Source organism: Novosphingobium sp. FKTRR1, assembly GCF_020404405.1.
Lineage (GTDB): Bacteria > Pseudomonadota > Alphaproteobacteria > Sphingomonadales > Sphingomonadaceae > Novosphingobium.
Map to the genome: position 1 here is coordinate 20,270 of NZ_JAIZDA010000011.1, position 22,229 is coordinate 42,498.

The following is a 22,229-nucleotide window of genomic DNA, read 5'->3' on the forward strand; positions in this document are numbered from 1 at the left end:
GGACCCTGCCGCCCGGACCATCTAGAAAGGCATGCCGCGATGCTCGAAACCCTCAGCCCCCAACCCGCCGATGCGCTGCTGGCGCTGATCAAGCTGCACAATGCCGACCCGCGGCCCGAAAAGATCGACCTTGGCGTGGGCGTCTATCGCACCTCGGAAGGCGATACGCCGGTATTCCGTTCGATCAAGGCAGCCGAGGCCAAGCTGCTGGCCGAGCAGGAATCGAAGGCCTACCTCGGCCCGGAAGGCGACATGGGTTTCGTGCGTGCGCTGATCCCGTTCGTGTTCGGTAAGGATTTCGACACCGCGCGCGTCGATGGCATGCAGGCGCCGGGTGGCACCGGTGCGGTGCGGCTGGCGATCGAGGTGGCCAAGCGTGCAGGCGCCAAGCGCGTGCTGATGGGCGTGCCGTCGTGGCCCAACCACGCGCAGATCGTCACCGCCGCCGGGTTGGAACTCAAGACGTTCCGCCACACCACCGCCGAAGGTACCGCCGATCTTGACGCGCTCAAGGCCGCGCTGGGTGAGGCAGTGGAAGGCGACATCGTGCTGCTGCATGGCTGCTGCCACAACCCCACCGGTGTCGATTACACGCCCGCGCAGTGGGACGAGATCGCGCCGCTGCTGGCGTCGACCGGCGTCTTCCCGCTGATCGATCTGGCTTACCAAGGTCTGGGCGAGGGGATGGAGGCCGATGCCTATGGCCTGCGCAAGGTGCTGGCCCATGTGCCCGAAGCGCTCGTCGCCTATAGCTGCGACAAGAACTTCGGCCTCTACCGCGACCGCGTCGGCGCGTTCTATGCGGTTACCGGCGATGCCGGGGCGCTGGAGCGGGCACTGGCCAACGGTGCCACGATCGCGCGCGCAAGCTGGTCGATGCCGCCCGACCATGGCGCGGCTGCCGTCCGCCTGATCCTGTCGGACGAGGCGTTGACCGCCGACTGGCTGGCCGAGCTTGACGAAATGCGCGACCGCATGCGCTGGGTGCGCGACCGGCTGGCCGCCGCGCAGCAGGTCGGGCCTATCGCGATGGCGCCGCTGGGCATCCAGAACGGGCTGTTCTCGATGCTGCCGCTGTCGGGTGAGCAGATCCTTGCGATCCGCGAGCGCCACGGCGTCTATATGGCAGGCTCGGGCCGCATCAACATTGCCGGGCTGACCGACGGCAACATCGAGGCGTTCATCGCCGCTTTGGCCGACGTTGCTGGCTGAGTAGGAAGGATAAGCGGATGTCGGCAGGCCCATCTGATCCCGCCGACATCCGCGCCTGGCAGCGGCTGGACGAGCGGACCACCACATCGGGCCGGATAGTGGCCGGGGACGTGCCGCGTTTGGCCGCACTGGGTGTGGCCCATGTGATCAACCTTGCGCTGGCCGACCACCCCGAAGCCCTGCCTGACGAAGCCGCGATGTTCGCCGCTGCAGGGATCGCCTACAGCCACATCCCCGTTCCCTTCGACGCCCCGGACGAGACGCATCTTGCCGCCTTGCGCACCGCACTGCGCGAGGGCCCGCAACCCGTCCACGTCCACTGTATCCTCAACTGGCGCGTCTCGGCGTTCTTCTACCGCCTGCACCGGGAACGCGGCATGGCGGAGCCTGAGGCGCGCGCCCTGATGGCGCAGATTTGGGAGCCGGAAACGAGCGCCAATCCCCACGCGGCCGCCTGGGCGGGGTTTGTCGGGAGGGCTGGTTAGACTCGCTCGAAAGTAACAGGCGGGGCGGTCAGCTTTGCCGGTTCGCAGTGCCATCGATGGCGAAGTACAAGTGCCCGCCTTGTCATGAAGCAACTGCAAGGCGTGCTTGTGGCTCAATAGACAAGTTCGGCTTTGTGCCTTTCGATAAAGCCCGCCCATGTGGTTGGTGCGCAACCAGTGATCTCGGGGAAGTTATCGAAGGTATCGTCCGCACCGGGAATCATCCGGGCAGCGTAACGCTTCCAGTGATCATAGACGCAGTTCATATAGGCCATTTCGGCGCCAGCATCCTGCATGGCTTTGAGAAAGACCTCAGGCGCAAGAGGCTCATAACGGAAGGGTTGGCCAACGATGGAGGTCATCAATTCGGCCAGTTCCTCGTACGTCACGGCGTCATAGCCTAGCCGATAGGTCTTGCCTGCGTGCAATTCGGGGTGGGCCAAGGTCACTGCGGCAACCTGTGCGACATCGTCGACATCAACCCAGCTCATGCGCGCGTCGGCGATGTAGGCGTTGATGATGCCGTTGTTGATGACCCGCTTGCCGCCATAGCTCAGCACGTTCTGCATGAAGGATTCGGGGCGCAAGTGGGTGAAGGTAAAGCCCAGCCATTCGACGTAACGTTCGACAAGCTGATGCCATGCCCAGTGCGCAACCGTCGTGTCATCCCGGCCACAAGCGCCCAGATGAACAACATGCTTCACCCCGGCCTTCCTGGCATTGTCGAGCAAGGCCTTGCTTTGGCGCAGCATATCGACGGTATAGCCGGTGACCAGGAACAGTCGGTCAATCCCTGCGAGCGCGGGCAGATGGGTGCTTTCGTCATCCAGATCCAGCAGAACCGTTGCGATGCCCCTCGCGGCAAGAGGAGCCGCCTTTTCAGGCGATCGTACCGCAGCGATGATCTCGATTTCGGTGTTCGCAATGAGGAAGTCGATCGTTTTGCTGCCGACTTGTCCAGTGGCGCCGGTGATCAGGATTTTAGGGCGCTGTGCTTGTGTCATGGCTTAGTCCAAGTGCTGAGAGGCATCGTCGTGCGAAGCTAGGCACGCCTAAGCCAATGGTCTAGACGGCACCATTTGCTGCCCCAGGTACCTTAGGGTGCCCAGCTGGAGTGCGCCATGTCGGGCGAGGAATGGACTGAAGACTGTGCCCCACGTCGCGTGCTGGACTTGTTTGCGACCAAATGGACCAGCATGATCCTGCATACGTTGCACGCCCTACACGCTGGCTCGGCACGGACAGGTGTGTTGCAACGCAGCCTGCCGGGCATCTCGAAGAAGATGCTGACCCAGACCTTGCGCCAAATGGAGACAAGCGGCCTCATCGACCGGGTAGTCGTAAGCACCATGCCGCCTGCGGTTGAATACAAACTTACCCCATTGGGCATTCGCTTTGTTGAGCCCGTGCAGCAGCTTTACGATTGGGGCCACAAGAACGCCGATGCGCTGGATGCGCTGAATCCCCGTCAAGGCTCGCGCCGGTATGTGGGTAACAGTGGCGGCGCCGATACCGAGGAAAAAGGTTGAGCGTCGGCCTTCCATCGCGGCACGTTCAACATAGTGCCTGCAAGCGTCCGTCAGGCGTTGCCTTGCCGGGCGCTCATCTCAATCCCCCCCCCTCAATCCCCAAAGAAGTTCAGTTCCAGCAGGACGTTGTTGGGGTCGGTGGTGAAAATCTGGCGCAGGCCTATGGCTGCGACGGTGTTGATCTGTGCGGAGAGGCCTTGGGCGGCGATGCGGGCGGTGATTTCATCGTAGCCGGTGCAGTTGAGAGCGACGTGGTGGATTGCGCCGGTTTCCGCGCCGGGATGGACGGCGCGGTCGAAGGTGCGCGGGCAGTCGACCGAATTGATGTGGATGATTGCCTTGCCGCCCGCGTCGTACATCCATTGCGCGTTCTGTGCGGTCAACGGGGGCGGGGCGTCGCGCCGCTCAAGGTTCAGCAGCGCGGCATAGAACGCGGCGGTTTCGTCCAGCTTGTCCGTGATGATGTTGACGTGATCGAGCGCGTTGACCCGCATGGTAAGATCCCCTCCGCCGCATGATGCCACGGCGTTTGGTGACATCATGCTGCGCGGACAGGGTGCGGGCAAGGCGCAAAAGGATCAGCTGCGGAATACCACCGTCTTGTTGCCGTTGAGCAGAGCGCGGTCTTCAAGGTGGAGGCGCACCGCTTCGGCCAGCACGCGGCGTTCGATGTCGCGGCCCTTGCGCACCAGATCGTCGGGGCCGTCAGCGTGGCTGACCGATTCCACGTCCTGATGGATGATCGGTCCTTCATCGAGATCGGCGGTGACGAAGTGGGCGGTGGCGCCGATCATCTTTACCCCGCGCGCGTGCGCCTGATGATAGGGCTTGGCGCCCTTGAAGCTGGGCAGGAAGCTGTGGTGGATGTTGATGCAGCGGCCCGAGAGGAACTCGGTCATGTCGTCCGACAGGATCTGCATGTAGCGTGCAAGCACGACCAGCTCGGCGCCCGTCTCGGTGACGATGCGCTTCACTTCGGCTTCCTGTTGCGGCTTGGTGTCCTTGGTGATCGGCAGGTAGTAATAGGGGATGTCGCCCGCCACCGGGATGCTCAGCGCTTCCTTGGGGTGGTTGCCGATGACCGCGACCACGTCCATGTTCAACTCACCGATGCGGGTGCGATAGAGCAGGTCGCCCAGACAGTGGTCGAACTTGCTGACCATCAGGACCACCCGGCGGCGCAGCACGCTGTCACGCAGCCGCCACTCCATGCCGAACTGCTCGGCCACCGGAGCGAACGCCTCACGCAAGGGCAGTACGCCGCATTTGCCGGGATCGAGCACCACGCGCATGAAGAAACGGCCGCTGAGGCCATCGTCGAACTGCTGCGCCTCAAGGATGTTGGCGCCTGCCTCGAACAACTTGCCAGATACCTGAGCGACGATGCCCGGGCGGTCATCACAGGAAAGCGTCAGGATCAGCGGTGCACCCATCGTCGTATAATCCCCATAACCATGCGGCCAAAGCCGTTTCGCGGTTGGCCATAGCCGCTGCTTTGCCGACTGGCGATTCCCCGCCGCATCGGTTTGTGGCATCGGGGCATGCACTTCTTGGATGCCATGCACCACATCAGCCGTGCTAATGGCGCGCGCTCCACGATTGAAAACCACACCTGTCGCTTCTATGCAGCGCAAGACTTGCTGCCCAGTTGTGGCAGATACCGGGAGATGCCCTGATGAAGACGCGTGCCGCCGTGGCCTTTGCGCCCAAGACCCCGCTGGAAATCGTCGAAGTCGATCTGGAAGGCCCCAAGTTCGGCGAAGTGCTGGTCGAGATCATGGCCACCGGCGTTTGCCACACCGACGCCTACACGCTCGACGGGTTGGACAGCGAAGGCATCTTTCCGTCGATCCTCGGCCACGAAGGCGCTGGCATCGTGCGCGAAGTCGGGCCGGGCGTGACCTCGGTCAAGCCGGGCGACCACGTGATCCCGCTGTACACCCCCGAATGCCGCCAGTGCAAAAGCTGCCTGTCGGGCAAGACCAACTTGTGCACCGCGATCCGCGCCACGCAGGGCAAGGGCTTGATGCCCGATGGCACGACCCGCTTTTCGTACAAGGGCCAGCCGATCTTTCACTACATGGGCTGCTCGACGTTCAGCAATTTCACCGTGCTGCCCGAGATTGCCGTGGCGAAGATCCGCGAGGACGCGCCGTTCAAGACCTCGTGCTACATCGGTTGCGGCGTGACCACGGGCGTGGGCGCAGTGGTCAACACCGCCAAGGTGCAAGTGGGTGACAACGTCGTGGTGTTCGGCCTCGGCGGCATCGGTCTGAACGTGATCCAGGGCGCGCGGCTGGCAGGGGCCGGCAAGATCATCGGCGTCGACATCAACCCCGACCGCGAGGAATGGGGCCGCAAGTTCGGCATGACCGACTTCCTCAACTCCAAGGGGTTGAGCCGCGAGGAAACCGTCGCCAAGGTCGTGGAACTGACCGACGGCGGCGCGGACTATACCTTCGACGCCACCGGCAACACCGAAGTGATGCGCACTGCACTGGAAGCCTGCCACCGCGGCTGGGGGACCAGCATCATCATCGGCGTGGCCGAAGCGGGCCGCGAAATCAGCACCCGTCCGTTCCAGCTGGTGACGGGCCGCAACTGGCGCGGCACCGCGTTCGGCGGCGCCAAGGGCCGTACCGATGTGCCCAAGATCGTCGACATGTACATGACCGGCAAGATCGAGATCGACCCCATGATCACCCATGTGATGGGTCTGGAAGAGATCAATACCGCGTTCGACCTGATGCATGCGGGCAAGTCGATCCGCTCGGTCATCGTATTCTGATCGAGGTTACATGATCGACCGGCGGACTGGACCCGCCCGGTCGATCATTTGCTCTCCGTCCCGATGCCAAACGGGGTGAAGCGCTTCACGACATTTGCTTCCAGCTTCACCGCCGCGGCCATATCGGCTGCGGCGGCTTCGGTTTCGCCACGAGCCTTGTGGGCAAGCGCGCGGAAATAGAGTGTGCTGGGCATCTGCTTAACGGCCAGCGCGGCATCGGCATCAGCGATGGCGGCTGCGGTATCGCCCAGCCGCAACTGGATCAAAGCGCGACTGTCGAGCAAACCAGGGTGGGCGCCAAGCTTGCGGATCGCCTTATTGCAGTCTTCCAGTCCAGCGGCCAGTTCGACATTGGCAAGCCCGCGTAGCCAGCAGCGATTATTGAGCAATTGCGGATACTTGCTGTCCTCCTTGTGCATGTCGAGCACGGGATTGATCAACACCAGCGCCTTGTCCGCGCGGCCGAGCCGTTCATAGAGAATGGCGAGGCTTACCGCGTCGAACGAGCCTTTGGGGACCAGCGCGCTGGCGGCATCGATATCGGCGAGCGCGCCGACGCGGTCGTCGCGGTTCAGCCGTACCCACGCGCGGGTGGCGAGCAGGTCGTGGTCCTGCGGGCTCAAGCGGATCGCGCGATCGAGATCTTTCAGCCCTTCATCGCTCTTGCCGCTTTGCAGCAGCATCCGCGAGCGGGTGGCCAGCAGATCGGCCCGATCGGGCGCCATGCGGATCGCCTCATCGAAATCGGCAAGCGCCCCGGGCGTATCGCCGCGCGCCAGTCGCCCGCTGCCCCGCCCGGCAAAGCCATCCGCCGTCGTTGGCGCGGCGGTCTTTTCATCGCCGCCCAGATTGCGCTCGACGGTGTTCTGCTTGGCGACTTCGCCGTCGGTGCTGATCGAGAAGATCGGACCGCCGTTATAGGTCATGTAGATGCGGTTCTGGCTGCGCGAGACAAAGATATGGTGCGCCAGGAAGAAGTCCGCGCCCAGCAGCACATCGAACGAATCGATCCGCTCGTCGATGATCCGCATCGGGGTATTCTGGATGTGTTCGTCGCCGATGCCGAAGTCGGCGATCTTGACGATCCAGCTTGCCCGACTGCCTCTGCCGATGCCAGTCATGCTGTAAGATGGTACCGCCTTGCTGTCACTGACCGTGATCCCGGCCAGTTCCGCGCCCCGGCGGCTAAGGCTCGTTGTCGGTGCACCGGTATCGAACGAGGCGCGCAGCTTCTTGCCGTTGACGGTGACCTCGGCATAGATGTGCTTGTCGTGCGCGTCGGTGCCGGGCAGATGTTTAACCACGTTGACCGGCTTGGTGCCGGCCCAATATGCAAGGCTGAACTGGCTGCAGCCCTTGACCTGAAACAGGTTCACCACGCCATTGGCCAGATCGTATTCGGTATCGCCCAGCGCAAGCAGGTTCAGCCCGAGCATGGCGTTGCCGATATCGCTGCCACCCACCACGAACTGCACGTCCTTCAGCGTCTGGCCGACCAGCCCGAACGACTTGACCGTGGCAAGGCTGGGGGTGGTGCTGCCGCCAATGCCCGACATCTGGAAGCCGAACGGCAGGTTCTGCAGCTTCAGCCCCAGTTCCTGCGCCTTGGCTTCGGGCATGAAGCTGAAGAATGCGCCGCTATCCAGCCAGAAGCGCATGTCCTTGCCATTCACGGCCACCGGTACGCTGGCGCGCAAGCCTTCCATCACTACCGGCAGCTTGAGCATCAACGCGGCCTTGCACGATGAGGATTTGGCCGGTGACGCTGCCGCTTGCCCTGACGTTTCGCCGGGCGCAGGCGTGGCATCTGCCGCCCATGCCGGAATTGGCTGGGCAACCACGCCGACCAGCAAACCCATCAAGGAGGTCAGGCTTGAAATCACAGGAAAACGGCGGCGCATTTCGATGATCATCAAGCTCTCATTCCATGGGTTGAGTGAGATTGTGGAGAACCGCGCCGTCGATCGTCAACGCCTGTTTGCTCCGATATAGCGCTCCACGTTCTGCGCCAGCACATCGAGCGGCACATTGCCACCGTCGACCACCGCCTGATTGTAATCGCGCAAATCGAAGCGCGATCCCAGCGCGGCCTTGGCCCGGTCGCGCTGCACGTTGATCTCGATCTGCCCCAGCTTGTAGCCACAGGCCTGCCCTGGCCACGAACAATACCGCTCGACTTCGCTGACGGCGTTGCTGCGGGCAAGCCCGGTCGCCGCGACGAACTCGCCCAGCGCTTGATCGCGGGTCCAACCCAGCGCGTGGATGCCGGTGTCTACCACCAGCCGCGCCGCACGCCACGACAGGCCCATCAGATAGCCCAGCCGCCCGGCGGGGTCGTCGTCGTACATGCCCAATTCGTCGGCCAGTTGCTCAGCATAGAGCGCCCAGCCTTCGGAATAGGCGTTGAACGCCAGCATGGAACGGATCAGTGGCAGCGCTTGCGCATATTCGCCCTGCCAGACGTGGCCGGGGATGCCTTCGTGGAACACCAGATCGGGGATGCTGACGCGGTTGTGGATCGACGGGTCGCCAAGATTGACCCAGATCTTTCCGGGAATGCGCCCGTCGATCGAGCCCGGCCCGCCATAGGCCGCCGGTGCGCCCGGTTCCTCAGCCAGCGGCATCCGGCGTATTTCCAGATTGCCCCGTACCAGCTTGCGGAAGGCTTGTGGCAGCTTGGCGCGCATGGCCGTCAGTTTGCCTTCCATGTAGGCGACGATCTTTGCCCGCGCGGCATCGTCGGTTCCGAACGTCATGTCGGGGCGCGCCTGCAGCGCCTTCATCCGCTCGGCCACCGAACCTTGCGTCAGGCCAAGGCTCCGCAGGATGGTGTCCATCCGCGCCTGCAATTCGGCAACTTGCGCACGACCGATGGCATGGATCTCGTCCGGAGTGCGGCGGGTGGTGGTGCTGGCGCGCAAGCCCCAGGCGTACCATTCGGCCCCGTGCGGACGGCTGGCCATGCCCGCCGCGCTGGTGGCGACGGCGCGTTGCAGGCGGATCTCGTCAAGCTGGCGTTGCAGGGCCGGTATAACCCCGTCGGCCACGATCCGGCTGGCCCGCCCGCTCAGCGTCGCAGCATCGAGGCCGGGCAGGGCAGCCGCCTTGCGCACCAGCGGGCCCACCAGCGGCCCATCGGCGCGCGCCGCCTCGGCAATGGCGCGGGTGAGGCCGGAAATGGTCTTGTCGAGCAGGAAGTCAGGTGGGACCAATCCGCCTTCGCGCGCCAGCCGGATGCGCACCGTCTCGCCATCGAGCAGCGCTGGCGTGGCGGCGAGCCGTTCAAGGTAGTATTCGGCATCGGCGGCGTCGCGCACCGGCTGGTCGCCATCGAGTGCCTGCGGAACATCAAGCCATCCACCGACGTTCTGTACCACCACATAGGGGGTGTTGCGCCACCCGCCGATCGCCACGTCGCCATAGGGCAGGGCCATGCCATCGAGCGCGGTGCGGAACGCGCTTTGCGTCACCGCAAGGCTGGTCAATGTCCCGGCATCGAGGCCGGTGCGTTCCACGTTGTCGAGTTTGCCCAGCGCGTCGGTCAGGAAGGCTTTGGTCGCCGCCACACCCGCAGGCGAGCGGTCATCGAGCTTGCCACGCAAGGCGGCATGCGCGCCGGTGTCCACCCCCAGCGCAGTCGCCCCGGTCGGCCCCCGTTCCAGCAGCCCCCACGCCAGCGTGTCGAGCAGCGCTGCTGCAGGAGTAGTGGCGGCAGACACGGCGGCAAGAGCGCGGGCGGGAAGGGAGATGCTGGCCATTGCGGCAGCCGCCCCGGTGAGCGCCTGACGGCGCGTGATGTTGGGAATGGTCATGCCTGCCATGATGGCCAGCCGCGCCGCGCTCGTCAAACCGCGTTGCGGGTTGCTGCCTCCACAAAATGACATCCTGCGCTGCGATCGCACATTACAGTATGTCGCGCCCAGCAGGCGGAAAGTCCGGCAGGACGCTACGTTCACGGCGATGGTGCCGGGGGTTGCTTCCGAGGTGACCCCGCGCGCCGTTCGCTTGGTTGAACAAGGCTGTGATGAACGGCGCCACATGCCATCGCGTCGCCGGTGCAGGCCGCCGAACGTCCTCAGGCATGGCGGAATCCCGGCGCGCATGCGGGGAATCAGATCGCGCAGGTGATGTCGCTGCAAAAATTGGTGGCATCCTTGTTGGCATTCGGCGATGAATCGCTTGACCGTGGTTTCGCCGCTGACGTAGGTGTGATCGCAGAAAAGTGATCTGATTGTTCAAGGTCGGGCATTTGCAGCAGGCAGGAACGCAACACGATTGCGCGGTCATCGCTCCCACCCCTGGGGCGGTGGCTCGATATCTATTGCCTGGGGAGAAGGGCGGCGCTCGCAAGGGTGCCTGCGACGAGGTGGAAACCAATGAGTGATGCCCCAACAGCGCTGGGCGGGCGTGGCGGGTCACGAACGTTCTGGCTGACGTTCTCGGCACCGCTGGTCTGGATCGTGGCGTTTTTCGTGATCCCGCTCAGTGTGATCTGGGCCTACAGCTTCGGTCGCACGCTGGGGCTGACCGAGATCGCGATCACCGGCACGCTCGACAACTATGCGCGCGTGGCCGAGCCTGTTTATCTGCTCATATTCGTGAAGTCGGTGTGGTTCGCCGCGCTGACCACGGCGATCTGCCTGCTTGTCGGCTTCCCCTATGCGCTGGCGATGACTTTCGCGAGCGCCAGAGGCAAGATCTGGCTGCTGCTTGGCATCATGCTGCCGTTCTGGACCAACCTTTTGGTGCGCACTTATGCGCTGATGGCCGTGATGCGCAACGAAGGCTACATCAACGACGCGCTCGAGGCGGTCGGCATCGGCCGGGTCGAGATGCTGCACACCAACTTCGCGGTGATCGTGGGGCTGGTCTATGTCCACCTGCCGTTCATCGTGCTGCCGCTTTATTCCGCGCTCGACCGCATGGACCGCTCTTTGATCGAGGCCAGCCTTGATCTGGGTGCCGGGCACATCAGCACACTGTTCCGCGTGGTCATCCCGATCGTGAAGCCGGGCATCTATTCGGCGATCCTGCTGGGCTTCATCCCGGCGCTGGGCTCCTATCTGACGCCCGACCTGCTTGGCGGACCCGACAGCCAGATGATCGCTTCGGTCATCGAGCGCCAGTTCAAGCGCGCCAACGACTGGCCGTTCGGCGCCGCGCTGTCGTTCATCCTGATGTATCTCACGCTGATCCTGATGGTGGCCATGGCCATTCGCGACCGCCGCCAGGCCCGCGCGCAGGAGCAGGCGGCATGAGCAAGAAATCGGAAATCGGTCCGCTCGATTACGCCCGGCGCCTGCCCCTGCAGCTATGGGTCGGGGTGGTGCTGGCCTTCATGTACCTGCCGCTCATCAGCCTTGTGGCGTTCTCGTTCAATGACTCGCGCCGGACCATCCATTGGGAAGGGTTCACCACCGACTGGTTCGTGAAACTGGCGGGCGATGACTCGCTGATCGAAGCTTTCGTCAATTCGCTGACCATCGCCTTGATCGCCACGATCTTCAGCGTGGTGCTGGGCACTTTGACCGCGATCGTGCTGTGGCGTTTCCGCTTTCCCGGACGCGGCCTGTTCGACGGGGTGATCACATTGCCGATCGTCGTACCCGAAATCTGCATGGGCGTGGCGATGCTGGTGTTCTTTGGCTCGGTGTTTCCCTGGCCGCGCGATCTGCCCTGGCCGTTCGATCTGGGCGCGATCATCATCAGCCACATCACGTTCTGTTTTCCCTTCGTGTGTGTCGTGGTGCGGGCGCGTCTGGCCAGCTTCAACCGCGAGATGGAAGAAGCGGCGCGCGATCTTGGTGCCAGCGAAGTGCGCGCGCTGTGGGACGTGCTGCTGCCCCATGTGCGCCCTGCGCTGATCTCGGGCGCATTGCTGGCCTTCACCATGAGCCTCGACGACTTCGTGATCACCTTCTTCACCGCCGGGCCCAACACGGTCACTTTCCCGGTCAAGATCTATTCGATGGTGCGTTTCTCGGTCACGCCAGAGGTCAACGCCGCCTCCAGCGTGTTGATGCTGATCACCGTTCTTCTCACCGTTATCGGCATCCGCCTGCAGGGCAAGGATGTCGCGTCCCTCGAGGGTTGAGTTTCCATGTCCGAACCGATGATCCGTTTCGAGAATGTCACCAAGCGTTTCGGCAGCTTCATCGCGGTCGACAACGTCAGTCTTGAGGTTGAGGCAGGCGAGTTCTTCACCCTGCTGGGGCCTTCGGGCTGCGGCAAGACGACCCTGCTGCGGATGCTGGCCGGGCTGGAGACACCCAGCGAAGGCCGCATCCTGATCGATGGCGTCGATGTAACCGGCGTTGCGCCCAACAAGCGCCCGATCAACATGGTGTTCCAGTCCTATGCGGTGTTCCCGCATCTCAACGTGGCCGACAACGTGGCCTATGGCCTGAAGATCGACCGCGTTCCCGCGCAAGAGCGCGCCACCCGCGTCCAGGATGCGCTGCGGTTGGTGAAGCTTGAGGATTTTGCCCATCGCATGCCCGACCAGTTGTCGGGCGGCCAGCGCCAGCGCGTGGCTTTGGCGCGCGCTCTGGTCAAGCGGCCCAAGGTCTTGCTGCTCGACGAGCCGCTGTCGGCGCTCGATGCCAAGCTGCGCGATGCGATGCGCGCCGAACTGGCGGCGATCCAGCAGGAGGTCGGCGTCACGTTCGTGATGGTGACGCACGATCAGGACGAGGCGCTGGCCATGGCCAGCCGCTGCGCGCTGATGAACCGGGGCACATTGCAGCAAGTGGCAACTCCCAGCGATCTGTACGAATACCCCGCCAATCGCTTTGTCGCCGACTTCATCGGCACCATCAACCTGCTCGAAGGCACGCTGTCGACCGACGAGCCGGACCATGCAGCGGTGCAGGCCGAAGGGCTCGACGCCCCGATCTTCGTCAATCATGGCGTGACCGGCGCGCCCGATTCACGGGTCTGGGTGGGTATCCGTCCCGAAAAGCTGGCGATGGTTCCGGCCACGCAGCCGCGCCCCGAGGGGCCAGCCGCGCTGCCGCCTGCCAATGTCACGCAAGGCACGATCATCCGCTCGGCCTATCTCGGCTCGGTCACGCTGTACGATGTCGAGACGCAAGGCGGGGCCACGTTCAAGGTGGCCCGCCCCAATGGCGAGCGGATGGCCGATCCGGCTCTTCCTGCGGGCGAGAGCGTTTACCTGAGCTGGGAGCCCACCGCGCCGGTCGTTCTGCTGACCTGAGCGCGCCCGCGCGCTTCAGGCCGCCTGCTCAACCAGAAACTGCCGCAACTTCGCCACAGCCGGTTGATTCCAGCGGTCAGCGCGGGCCACGAGGTAATAGGCACCGATCGCCTCGGGCTGTGTGCCGGGCACCGCGAACTCAACCAGATCGCCGCGTTCAAGGTCGGCGGCGACGAGATAGCGGTTGGCCAGCGCCAGTCCGCGCCCCTGTCGAGCCGCGGCGATCGCCAGATGCGCGTGCCACAGCAGCGGCCCGGCCAGCGGTCCGCGCGGGGTGGCGCCATTGCGGATAAGCCAGGCACGCCATTGCTCGCCGTTCTCTTCGTGCAGCAGGGGCGCAGACAGCAGATCCTGCGCGCTGGAGATCGCGGAAAGTCCATCTGCCAGCGCGGGGCTGGTGACGATCATCAGCGGCGGCCGTGCGAGTTCGAGCACCTTCAGGCCGGGACCGTCCGCCTTTGGCCCCCAGTCATCGCCATAATAGCGGATATCGATGTCCGCCTCGAACTGGGCCAGGTTGGCCGCATGATCGGTGGGCCGCAACTCGACCTGAAAGCCCGGCCTGGTGCGCTCGAACGCGGCAAGCTGATCGGACAGCCATTGCGTGGCAAAGCCGGGGATGCACCACAGCCGCACGTCCTCGATCCGGCCATCGGCCATGATGTCGCGCGTAGCGGATATAACGTCGAGGATCGCACCCGAAATGCGCGCGTGATAGCGGCTTCCCGCCTCGGTCAGGATCAGTTTGCCGCCTTGGCGTTCGAACAGTGCGATGCCGAGCCATTCTTCCAAAGCTTTGAGATGGCGCGAAACGACGGTGTGATCGATCAGCAGGGCACTGGCTGCCCGCCGCACCCCACCGAGCCGACCGACCACCTCGAATGCGCGCAATGCGGCGAACGGCGGGATGGCTTTGCCGGCCAGATGATTGGTATCCATGAACTCGTGCCCTGCGCGCTTGTTGGCACCGCTTTGGCGATCTATCGGCCGGTCTTCAAGCACAGACTGTTGCATGCCATGCACCGCTTGGCGTCAATTTTGCCCTTGCCCGGAACGCGTGGAAGCCGTCATCGTGCATGAACGTGGAAAGATCGGTGGTCGCCACGGCCAAGGCGCCTTGCAGCGCATTGTGAAGCGCTAACGGAGATGAAACCCATGCGATTGCTGACACTGACGCTGGCCGCCGCCCTGATGCTGCCCGGTATCGGCCATGCCGCCGAGGCAGAAGCCGGCCACCCCGCCAAGCTCCCGGCCGCCGCGATGCCGCTGGCGATCTTCAAGTCGAAGGCTGCGGTCAACATCGGCAAGGATGGCACGGTGATCGACGCTCCCTTGCGCAAATCGGCCGACGGCAAGTTCATGAGCGGCGTCTACACGGTCAAGAAGAAGCATCGCGAGGACTTCCGCGAAAAGGGATATCCCGAGGATGAATTCATGCTCTTCGTCAAGGGCGGCATCACGCTGACCTCGGCCGATGGCCATGTGACCAAGGTCGGGCAAGGCGATGCGATCTCGCTCGACAAGGGCTGGAAGGGCGTGTGGGAGTCGGACGGCTACACCAAGTATTACGTGATCTACAGCCAGGATGGTGTTGAATAAACTCGTCGGACCATTGCTCAGCCGCGAATGAAGCCGCCCGCGTTCCGTGACGGTGTGGTCGCACCGGCCGGGTGCGCGCATCGGTTGGTCAGCATGTGATATCAAGACAAAGCCAATTTCCGGAAGCGGGCGCATGAGCATCTCCAAGCAACCACTTGAAGCCATCACCCGGCGCGATTTCATCCAGGGTGCTGCGGTCGGATCGGCCGCCGCTGCCGGGCTTGGCGTCATGCCGGGCGCGCTGCATGCGCAAGGCCCGTCCGCGCGGCCTGCGCTTGCAGGCGCTGCGGGCGAGCCCAACGGCTATTATCCCCCGCTGCGGCAGGGAATGCGCGGTTCGCACCCCGGATCGTTCGAGATCGCCCATGCCCTGCGCGATGGCGAAGCGGTGGGGCAGGCGTTGGCCGGTCCGGCCGAGGAGGCTTATGATCTGGTGATCGTGGGTGGCGGCATTTCAGGACTTTCTGCGGCGCGGTTCTATGCCGACCGGCAACCGGGCGCACGCATTCTGATCCTTGAAAACCATGATGACTTTGGCGGTCATGCCAAGCGCAACGAATTCCGTCTGCCCGATGGCAGGATCGCGCTGATGAACGGCGGCACCGCTGGCATCGAAAGTCCGACGCCGTACAGCCCCGTTGCCGATGGGTTGTTGCGACGGCTTGATATAAACGTGCCCGATCTGATTGAAAAGTATGGTGAAGTGCGCGGCGGGGCGCTCACGGATGCCAAGCTGGGCGGCGCGGTGTTCTTTGACAAGGAGGGCTTTGGCCGCGATCATCTGGCCAAGTTCGGCGCCGGGCAACCGGACTACCGGAGCTTTGCCGATGCGCCGATTTCCGCTGCGGCAAAGGCGCAGATCGCCGCGCTTGAAGAAGGACGGACCGATCCCATCGCGCACCTCGCGCCGGAAAAGCGCAAGCTCTATCTTTCGACCATCAGCTATCGCACCTACCTTGAAAAGCACGGGCGGCTGGGCCCTGATGCGATCAAGCTCTACCAGAACCGGCCGCTGGGCTGGTGGTGCGTTGGGGCCGATGGCATCAGTGCGCTGGACGCGTGGGGGGCCGGGCTTGCCGGTTTCAAAAGCGTGACGCTGCCCAAGGGCGGCATCGCACGGATGGGTTATACTCCGCGCGGCTTTGCCGAGACGGGCGGCAGTTACGATTTTCACTTCCCCGACGGCAATGCCACCATCGCGCGGTTACTGGTCGCCAGCCTGATTCCGGGGTTCATGCCTGCGGGTACGGGCGCGGTTGCGTCGGTTCTGGCGCCCACCGACTATACCGTGCTTGATCGTGACCAGAACAAGGTGCGGTTGCGGCTTTCTTCAACCGTGCTGCGCGTGGAGAACCGCGTTTCCGCAGGCGCGGACATCGTCTATGCGCGCGGCGGACAAGTGCGCAAAGTGGCTGCGCGGCATGTCGTCATGGCGTGCTGGAACATGATCATCCCTTATCTGGTGCCCTCGCTGCCAGCGCCGCAAAAGGAAGCGCTGCACGAACTGGTCAAGGAACCGCTGGTCTATGTCAGCGTCCTGCTCAACAACTGGCGGGCGCTGGCCAAGGCCGGGGTCGGGACGATCCAGTTCCCCACGGGCTACTATCAGAACGCCTTTATCGATCGTGCGGTCGAGATCGGCGGCTATGCCGGGCCAAAATCGGTCGACGATCCTGTCCTTATGCAGTTCTCGCGCATTCCGCATGCGCCCGGACTGTCGGAACATGACCAAAGCCGCGCCGGGCGGGCCGAGCTGTTGGGCACCGACTTCGCGACCTTCGAAGACAACCTTGTCGATCTGCTGACGCGCACGGTCGGGCCCTATGGCTTTGATGCGCGCAAGGATATCGGTGCGGTGATCGTCAATCGCTGGCCGCATGGCTATTCGCCCGAATACAATCCGCTGTGGGACAAGCAGCCGGATGGACCCAATGCGCCCAACGTGATCGGACGGCGGAAATTCGGTGCGATCGCCATCGCCAATGCGGATTCGGCCCGCGCGGCCTATACCGACGCGGCGATCGACATGGCCCACCGGGCGGTTGGGGATCTGCTGGGATAAGACGATCAGGACGGCTCAGCCCGAAATCTGCTCCCATTCGTTCATCAGCGTGGCGCAGTCGTTGATGTCGCCGAGGATGGCGCTTTTCAGGCCTTCCGGATCGCGCTTGGCGATGGCCTTGGCCGCTTGCTGGTGGTGATCCTCCATCGCGGCGGTGCCGTAGCGGCCATAGACCACGCGCATGAAGGGGCCGAACTGCATCCACAGGCTTTCGATCATGCGGTTGGTCGTGGGGGCAGGCGCGGCGCGGTAGATCAGCGAATGGAAGCTGAAGTTCGATTCCATGTAGGCGTTGACATCGCCATCGCGCAACGCAGCGTCGGTGGCTTCGTCGGCGGCGCGGATCTGGCGCAGCAGGTCGGCATGGATATGGGGCAAGGCGGCGGCGGCGGCTTCGGGTTCGAGCAGACGGCGCAGGCCCATGATCTCGGCAAAGCGTTCGAGTGTCATGCGCGGCACCATCACCGCGCGCTTGGAACGGATTTCGACTGCGCCTTCGGCCGCGATCCGGCTGAGAGCATCGCGCACGGGCATTTGCGAGACACCCATCTGCTGCGCAAGGCCACGGGTCGAGATGCCGACGCCCGGAGCAATTCTGCCTGTGATCAGGCGATAACGCAGTTCTTCATAAACCTGTTCGCGCAACGACGAGGCATCGTCATTATCCACCGAAGCCTGCCCAATTTCATCGTCAATTGCGGTGGAAGTGCCTGCCATCTGTCATCCTTGCGTGGCTGCTTCAGCCATACGGTGCGCGTTGCAATCAGCGATCTTACAAACTGCGGTACGATCGGGCAATCTCACGAAGGTACACCGTTTCTTGCACGCAGGAAAACCGGTGTTTGTCGGCCAGTCTGGTCCAGTCTGAACCATTTTGCGATCTCAGTTGGGGTGTGGCTTTGCACGGCTGCAAGTTTCACGATCTAGATCGCCAGCACACGAGTTAGAGGCAGGCAGGGGCCCTGCAAGCGTCTTGCGCATCCTCACTCAGCCCGCCATAAGTTCCCAATCAGTGATCACAATTTTTGGTGTCCATCATGTCCAATCAAGCACCCGTCCTGCCCAAAAGCCTGCCCGGAGCCGCGATCATCGGCGACGCCGCGCTTGCCGCCAGCGATGGCGCGACGTTGGAAACGGTGAACCCGGCCACCGGACGACGTCTTGGCCTGTTGCCAGCGTGCGATGTGGCCGACGTGGACAAGGCGGTCGCCGCCGCGCGCGCGACATTCGAAGCCGGCCATTGGCGCAATCTGGCGCCGCGTGCGCGCGGCCGAATGCTGCTCAAGTTGGCTGACGCGATGGAGGCCCATGCCGAGGAACTGGCGGTGCTCGAAACGCTCGATTCGGGAAAGCCGATCAGCGATACCCGCGCTATCGACCTGCCGCTGACGATCACCTCGCTGCGCTATTATGGCGAGGCGGTGGACAAGATTTATGGCGAGGTCGGCCCCGGCGGGCATGGCAAGCTGTCGTATGCGGTGCACGATCCGCTGGGCGTGATCGGCGCGATCGTGCCGTGGAACTTCCCGCTGCTGATGGCGATGTGGAAGATCGCTCCGGCCATCGCGATGGGTAATTCGATGGTGCTCAAGCCTTCGGAACTGACCTCGCTGTCAATTCTGCGGGTGGCTGAACTGGCGTTGGAGGTGGGCATTCCGGCGGGCGTCCTCAATGTCATTACCGGCTATGGCCACACCGCTGGCGCGGCGCTGGCGCTGCACAACGATGTCGAAATGATCACGTTCACCGGTTCGGGGCCGGTCGGGCGGCAATTGATGCGTTACTCGGCGGACAGCAATCTCAAGCGGGTCAGTCTGGAACTTGGCGGCAAGAGTCCGCACATCGTGCTGGCCGATGCGCCCGATCTGGATGCCGCAGCCGAAGCGGCGGCATGGGGCATCTTCTATAACCAGGGGCAGGTCTGCACCGCTGGTTCGCGCCTGCTGGTCCAGCGCGAAATTCACGACGATTTCGTGGCCCGCGTCATCAAGGTCGCAGAGACGATCGTGCCCGGCGATCCGCTTGACCCGGCGACGCGGCTGGGCGCGGTGGTCAGCGAGAAGCAGATGCAATCGGTGCTCACCCGCATCGCGCGGGCGCAACAGGATGGAGCGGGATTACGGCTTGGCGGGGCACAAGTGCGCAAGGATAGCGGTGGCTATTTCCTCAGCCCCACGGTGTTCGATACGGTCAGCAACGACAGCGCGCTGGCGCGCGAGGAAGTGTTCGGGCCGGTGCTGGCGGTGATCCCGTTCGACACGCCCGACGATGCCCTGCGGCTGGCCAACGACACCGATTACGGCCTGGCGAGCGGAGTGTGGACCGGGAACGTCAATACCGCCCATCGCTTCGCCCGCGATCTGCGCGCGGGCATGGTGTGGGTCAATGGCTGGGACGCCTGCGACGTTACGATGCCGTTCGGCGGGTTCAAGCAATCCGGCTTCGGTCGTGATCGCTCGCTCCACGCTCTGTACAAATATGCCGACCTCAAGTCGGTGACGATCAGCTTTTCCTGACGGGCGACGCCGGAGCGGCGTCGGGCATTTCGCTTGCTCATCAAGCGGATCGAATGCCGCTCACGCGTTATCTGTGATCGTAAGAATTCGCGCGAAAAATCATCTGTGGTTTGCCAAGTGGACTTGCCCTTGATTAGGCATTGCTATATCTCATAGCTAACTGAGATCGCAACTCGGACTCGGTGGCAAGGGAGAGGCCGTACGCCATGGATGATCTGCGCAAAGTCAACCGTCGCCATCTGCTCGGTGCTGCAGCGGGCGCCGGACTGGTCGCGTTGTTGCCCGATCGCGCGGCGCATGCAGCTGATGGGGCGGTCGTCGGCTCGCTGACCCCGCTCGGCCAGCCGGGCTTCGAGCTCGTGCTCAACATCGTGGCTACTTGTTCGGACCCCGTCGCCACGGGTGGTCCGGACAGCAAGAAGCCATCGCGCGATGGCATTCGCGACGAGATCTGGCCGATCATTGGCGGCAAGTTCTGGGGCAAGGGCATCAAGGGCACGGTTGTGCCGGGGGGCGGCGACTTCCCGGTCATGCGACCCGACGGGGTGGTCTTTGTCGATGCACTCTATCGGCTGCTGACCGATGACGGGGTGACAATCGTGATCCACAACAAGGGCATCGGCTATCCCCCGCTACCGGGGCAGGAGGAAGTCTATCGCCTCCAGCCCGAATTCTATGCACCTGCGGGCAAATATGACTGGCTGAACAAGGCGGTCTACGTCGCCACGCTGATCTTCCCCGTGCCTGCGGCATATGCGGTGGCCAAGGGCCCGCACGAGAATGACCGTCTGATTCAGGTCTACAAGGTCACATGAGGCGGGCGGGCGAAGTGAAACTCGCAACGAGGAACGAACGCATGCAAGATCGCCACCGTCATGCGCAGCGTGCCAAGCGCAAGCGCTGGTGCGCAAGCCTGTTTGGATCCGCGCTGGCGCTTGTGGCGGTTGCTCCGGGCGGGTTCGCGCAAGGTGTGGCCCCCGGCAATGCTCCGGCTCCGGGCGATGCCAATGCGTCGCACCCGATGGCCCAAGTCCAGCACCAACCGTTCTGGGCCAAGCGCCTGACCGGCTACCTGGCGGCTCGCGATGGCACGCAGTTGCGCTATTCGGTGCTGTTGCCCAAGGGCAAGGGGCCGTTTCCGGTGATCGTCAACTATTCGGGATATGATCCCGGCTCGATCGGTGGTGCGGCCTATCTTGACGACAACACCGCAATGGCGGTCAACCTCGACCGGACGCTGGTCGAGGCCGGCTATGCGGTCGCAGGTGTCAATGCGCGCGGCACCGCCTGTTCGGAAGGCCAGTTCGAGTTTCTGGCGCGCTCCTATGGGCAGGATGGGCGCGATGCCATCGAATTCTTCGCCGCGCAGGGCTGGTCAAACGGCAGCGTCGGCATGGCCAACTGGAGCTGGGCGGGGATGAGCCAGATTGCCACCGCGGCCGAGCGTCCGCCGCATCTCAAGGCCATTGCGCCTGGCATGGTGCTGGGTGACGCCCGGTTGGATAGCTGGGCGATCGGGGGTGTGCCCGCACCCAACTTCGTTGCGGGATGGTGGGACTTTTTGCACGGCCGCTGGGACAGCGCGTTGCAATCGGCCCGCGCCGAGGGTGACAACCGCTGCGTCGCCCAGATCGCCACCAATCTGAAAACGGCCGAAACGGCTCGCGTGGCCGATATTCTCACCAAGCATCCGTTGCGCGACGACTATATCGAGATCCGCCATCTGGGTGCGCGGACTGGTCGGATCGAAGTGCCGATCCTGTCGATGGAGGCCTTTCAGGACGAGGCGACCACCCCTCGCGAGGACTACTATCAGGACAACCTGAACCTCGAAAAGCTGTGGTTCGTGCAGACCAACGGCCCGCACGACATGTATGAATCGCTGGTGTTCCGCAAAACCCTGCTCGGCTTTTTCGATCGCTTCGTGAAGGGTCAGGACAATGGTTTCGACAAAGGGCCGCACGTGCAGGTCTGGCTTGAGACGAGCACCGCAACCGGTGGGCGGCTGGCCAACGAGAACAGCCAGCCGCGCTTGGTCGTCAACGCTCCGCGCTATCCCGCTGCGGTCAAGCCGGTGTCCTTCGAACTGTCGTCCGGCGGCAAGCTGGTGCAGGGTGGCAGCGACGGCAAGAACGACGGCAGGGGTGAAGGCAGGGGTGAAGGCAGGGGCGACGACTTCGCCTATCCGCTGCCCGGCCCGACGGTGAATGCAGACTTCCTTTCGGACACTTGGGGGCCGCTCCCGACCGATTGGCGCAAGGGCAGTCTTGCCTATACCAGCGCCGCCATGGACGACACGCTGTTCGCTTATGGCTCGGCCAGCGCGGACTTGTGGGTGGCGGCCACCGGCTCGGATGCCGATCTGCAAGTGACGCTGACCGAGGTGCGCCCCGATGGGCAGGAAATGTTCGTGCAGCGCGGCTTTCTGCGCCTGTCAGATCGGGTGCAGGATGACAGCCGATCGAACCCGCTGCGGCCCTATCCGCTCGACCGGCCCGAAACGATGGCAAGCCTGACGCCCGGCGAGCCGGTGCTCGGGCGCGTGGAACTGACCAAGTTTGCACACCTGTTCCGCAAGGGCTCGCGCCTGCGCTTGTGGATCGATACGCCCAGCCAGTATGGCGGCAACGGCTTTGCCCCCTATTCGCAGCCTCAGACGATCACCGTGCTGCACGATGCGCAGCATCCTTCGCGCTTGCTGGTGGGGCAATGGGATCAGGCCAGCGGCGTCACGCCAAAGCTGCCCGAAGAGCGCCCCGCCTGTGGCACTATCCTCAAGCAGCCATGTCGCCCTGATCCTTTGGCTTCGCGTTAAGGAGGGG

21 protein-coding genes are annotated in these 22,229 nt (G+C 63.7%); 14 read left to right on the forward strand and 7 right to left on the reverse strand.

Annotation, left to right across the window (positions count from 1 at the left end; genetic code table 11):
- Nucleotides 1-39 precede the first annotated feature (39 nt).
- Both LDN95_RS11930 and LDN95_RS11935 read left to right on the forward strand, forming a co-directional pair.
- Nucleotides 40-1,212, forward strand: a complete 1,173-nt coding sequence (locus LDN95_RS11930) for an amino acid aminotransferase (protein WP_226017904.1) — start codon at nucleotides 40-42, stop codon at nucleotides 1,210-1,212.
- A gap of 17 nt (nucleotides 1,213-1,229) precedes the next feature.
- A complete protein-coding gene (locus LDN95_RS11935; protein ID WP_226017905.1) occupies nucleotides 1,230-1,697 on the forward strand; it encodes a beta-lactamase hydrolase domain-containing protein in 468 nt (155 codons plus the stop codon).
- A 113-nt stretch (nucleotides 1,698-1,810) separates the two neighbouring features.
- On the opposite strand, the gene LDN95_RS11940 is transcribed toward LDN95_RS11935, so the two are convergent.
- Complete coding sequence (locus LDN95_RS11940; protein WP_226017906.1) at nucleotides 1,811-2,701, reverse strand: SDR family oxidoreductase; 891 nt, start codon at nucleotides 2,699-2,701, stop codon at nucleotides 1,811-1,813.
- 117 nt (nucleotides 2,702-2,818) lie between these two features.
- On the opposite strand from LDN95_RS11940, the gene LDN95_RS11945 reads away from it, so the two are divergent.
- On the forward strand, nucleotides 2,819-3,226 hold the full coding sequence (locus tag LDN95_RS11945; RefSeq protein WP_226017907.1) for a helix-turn-helix domain-containing protein: 408 nt from the start codon (nucleotides 2,819-2,821) through the stop codon (nucleotides 3,224-3,226).
- A gap of 92 nt (nucleotides 3,227-3,318) precedes the next feature.
- Here LDN95_RS11945 and LDN95_RS11950 read toward each other — a convergent pair whose 3' ends face one another.
- Both LDN95_RS11950 and purU read right to left on the reverse strand, forming a co-directional pair.
- Nucleotides 3,319-3,768: a VOC family protein gene (locus LDN95_RS11950; protein WP_226017908.1), complete on the reverse strand. Its 450-nt coding sequence runs from the start codon at nucleotides 3,766-3,768 to the stop codon at nucleotides 3,319-3,321.
- 36 nt (nucleotides 3,769-3,804) lie between these two features.
- On the reverse strand, nucleotides 3,805-4,659 hold the full coding sequence (gene purU, locus LDN95_RS11955) for a formyltetrahydrofolate deformylase (protein WP_226017909.1): 855 nt from the start codon (nucleotides 4,657-4,659) through the stop codon (nucleotides 3,805-3,807).
- 242 nt (nucleotides 4,660-4,901) lie between these two features.
- On the opposite strand from purU, the gene LDN95_RS11960 reads away from it, so the two are divergent.
- The gene (locus tag LDN95_RS11960) at nucleotides 4,902-6,014 is read left to right on the forward strand and encodes an S-(hydroxymethyl)glutathione dehydrogenase/class III alcohol dehydrogenase (RefSeq protein WP_226017910.1); all 1,113 of its coding nucleotides are present in this window, start codon (nucleotides 4,902-4,904) and stop codon (nucleotides 6,012-6,014) included.
- A 44-nt stretch (nucleotides 6,015-6,058) separates the two neighbouring features.
- Here the strand turns inward: LDN95_RS11960 and LDN95_RS11965 are convergent, their stop codons facing one another.
- Complete coding sequence (locus tag LDN95_RS11965; protein WP_255630873.1) at nucleotides 6,059-7,672, reverse strand: aspartyl protease family protein; 1,614 nt, start codon at nucleotides 7,670-7,672, stop codon at nucleotides 6,059-6,061.
- Here LDN95_RS11965 and LDN95_RS11970 point away from each other — a divergent pair.
- Nucleotides 7,632-8,006, forward strand: coding sequence for a hypothetical protein (locus LDN95_RS11970; protein WP_226018009.1), 375 nt, complete (start codon nucleotides 7,632-7,634; stop codon nucleotides 8,004-8,006). The two genes, LDN95_RS11965 and LDN95_RS11970, sit on opposite strands and share 41 nt — an antisense overlap.
- On the opposite strand, the gene LDN95_RS11975 is transcribed toward LDN95_RS11970, so the two are convergent.
- Entirely contained in the window at nucleotides 7,982-9,826 is a 1,845-nt protein-coding gene (locus LDN95_RS11975) for a DUF885 family protein (RefSeq protein WP_226017911.1), read from the reverse strand. The two genes, LDN95_RS11970 and LDN95_RS11975, sit on opposite strands and share 25 nt — an antisense overlap.
- 243 nt (nucleotides 9,827-10,069) lie before the next feature.
- Between LDN95_RS11975 and LDN95_RS11980 the strand changes: the two genes are divergently transcribed.
- The 4 genes from LDN95_RS11980 to LDN95_RS11995 all read left to right on the forward strand — a co-directional run bounded on the left by LDN95_RS11980 (nucleotide 10,070) and on the right by LDN95_RS11995 (nucleotide 13,230).
- Nucleotides 10,070-10,240, forward strand: a complete 171-nt coding sequence (locus LDN95_RS11980) for a hypothetical protein (protein WP_226017912.1) — start codon at nucleotides 10,070-10,072, stop codon at nucleotides 10,238-10,240.
- Between the two features lie 150 nt (nucleotides 10,241-10,390).
- Complete coding sequence (locus LDN95_RS11985) at nucleotides 10,391-11,272, forward strand: ABC transporter permease (RefSeq protein ID WP_226017913.1); 882 nt, start codon at nucleotides 10,391-10,393, stop codon at nucleotides 11,270-11,272.
- Complete coding sequence (locus LDN95_RS11990) at nucleotides 11,269-12,108, forward strand: ABC transporter permease (protein ID WP_226017914.1); 840 nt, start codon at nucleotides 11,269-11,271, stop codon at nucleotides 12,106-12,108. Before LDN95_RS11985 ends, LDN95_RS11990 begins: the two co-directional genes overlap by 4 nt.
- A 6-nt stretch (nucleotides 12,109-12,114) precedes the next feature.
- A complete protein-coding gene (locus LDN95_RS11995) occupies nucleotides 12,115-13,230 on the forward strand; it encodes an ABC transporter ATP-binding protein (RefSeq protein WP_226017915.1) in 1,116 nt (371 codons plus the stop codon).
- Nucleotides 13,231-13,245: 15 nt separating this feature from the next.
- Here the strand turns inward: LDN95_RS11995 and LDN95_RS12000 are convergent, their stop codons facing one another.
- Nucleotides 13,246-14,244 (reverse strand): LysR substrate-binding domain-containing protein, encoded by a 999-nt coding sequence (locus LDN95_RS12000; protein WP_226017916.1) that lies wholly within the window; start codon nucleotides 14,242-14,244, stop codon nucleotides 13,246-13,248.
- A 141-nt stretch (nucleotides 14,245-14,385) separates the two neighbouring features.
- Here LDN95_RS12000 and LDN95_RS12005 point away from each other — a divergent pair, with 141 nt between their 5' ends.
- Nucleotides 14,386-14,829 carry a cupin domain-containing protein gene (locus tag LDN95_RS12005; RefSeq protein ID WP_226017917.1) on the forward strand — a complete coding sequence of 148 codons (444 nt, stop codon included), beginning with the start codon at nucleotides 14,386-14,388 and terminating at the stop codon, nucleotides 14,827-14,829.
- 133 nt (nucleotides 14,830-14,962) lie between these two features.
- A complete protein-coding gene (locus tag LDN95_RS12010) occupies nucleotides 14,963-16,891 on the forward strand; it encodes an FAD-dependent oxidoreductase (RefSeq protein ID WP_226017918.1) in 1,929 nt (642 codons plus the stop codon).
- A 15-nt stretch (nucleotides 16,892-16,906) separates the two neighbouring features.
- Here the strand turns inward: LDN95_RS12010 and LDN95_RS12015 are convergent, their stop codons facing one another.
- Entirely contained in the window at nucleotides 16,907-17,608 is a 702-nt protein-coding gene (locus tag LDN95_RS12015) for a GntR family transcriptional regulator (protein WP_226017919.1), read from the reverse strand.
- A gap of 320 nt (nucleotides 17,609-17,928) precedes the next feature.
- Between LDN95_RS12015 and LDN95_RS12020 the strand changes: the two genes are divergently transcribed.
- From LDN95_RS12020 to LDN95_RS12030, 3 genes are all read left to right on the forward strand, one after another.
- The gene (locus tag LDN95_RS12020) at nucleotides 17,929-19,407 is read left to right on the forward strand and encodes an aldehyde dehydrogenase (protein ID WP_226017920.1); all 1,479 of its coding nucleotides are present in this window, start codon (nucleotides 17,929-17,931) and stop codon (nucleotides 19,405-19,407) included.
- A gap of 206 nt (nucleotides 19,408-19,613) precedes the next feature.
- Complete coding sequence (locus tag LDN95_RS12025) at nucleotides 19,614-20,222, forward strand: DUF3237 domain-containing protein (protein WP_226017921.1); 609 nt, start codon at nucleotides 19,614-19,616, stop codon at nucleotides 20,220-20,222.
- Nucleotides 20,223-20,263: 41 nt separating this feature from the next.
- Nucleotides 20,264-22,222 (forward strand): CocE/NonD family hydrolase, encoded by a 1,959-nt coding sequence (locus LDN95_RS12030; RefSeq protein ID WP_226017922.1) that lies wholly within the window; start codon nucleotides 20,264-20,266, stop codon nucleotides 22,220-22,222.
- Nucleotides 22,223-22,229: the final 7 nt, after the last annotated feature.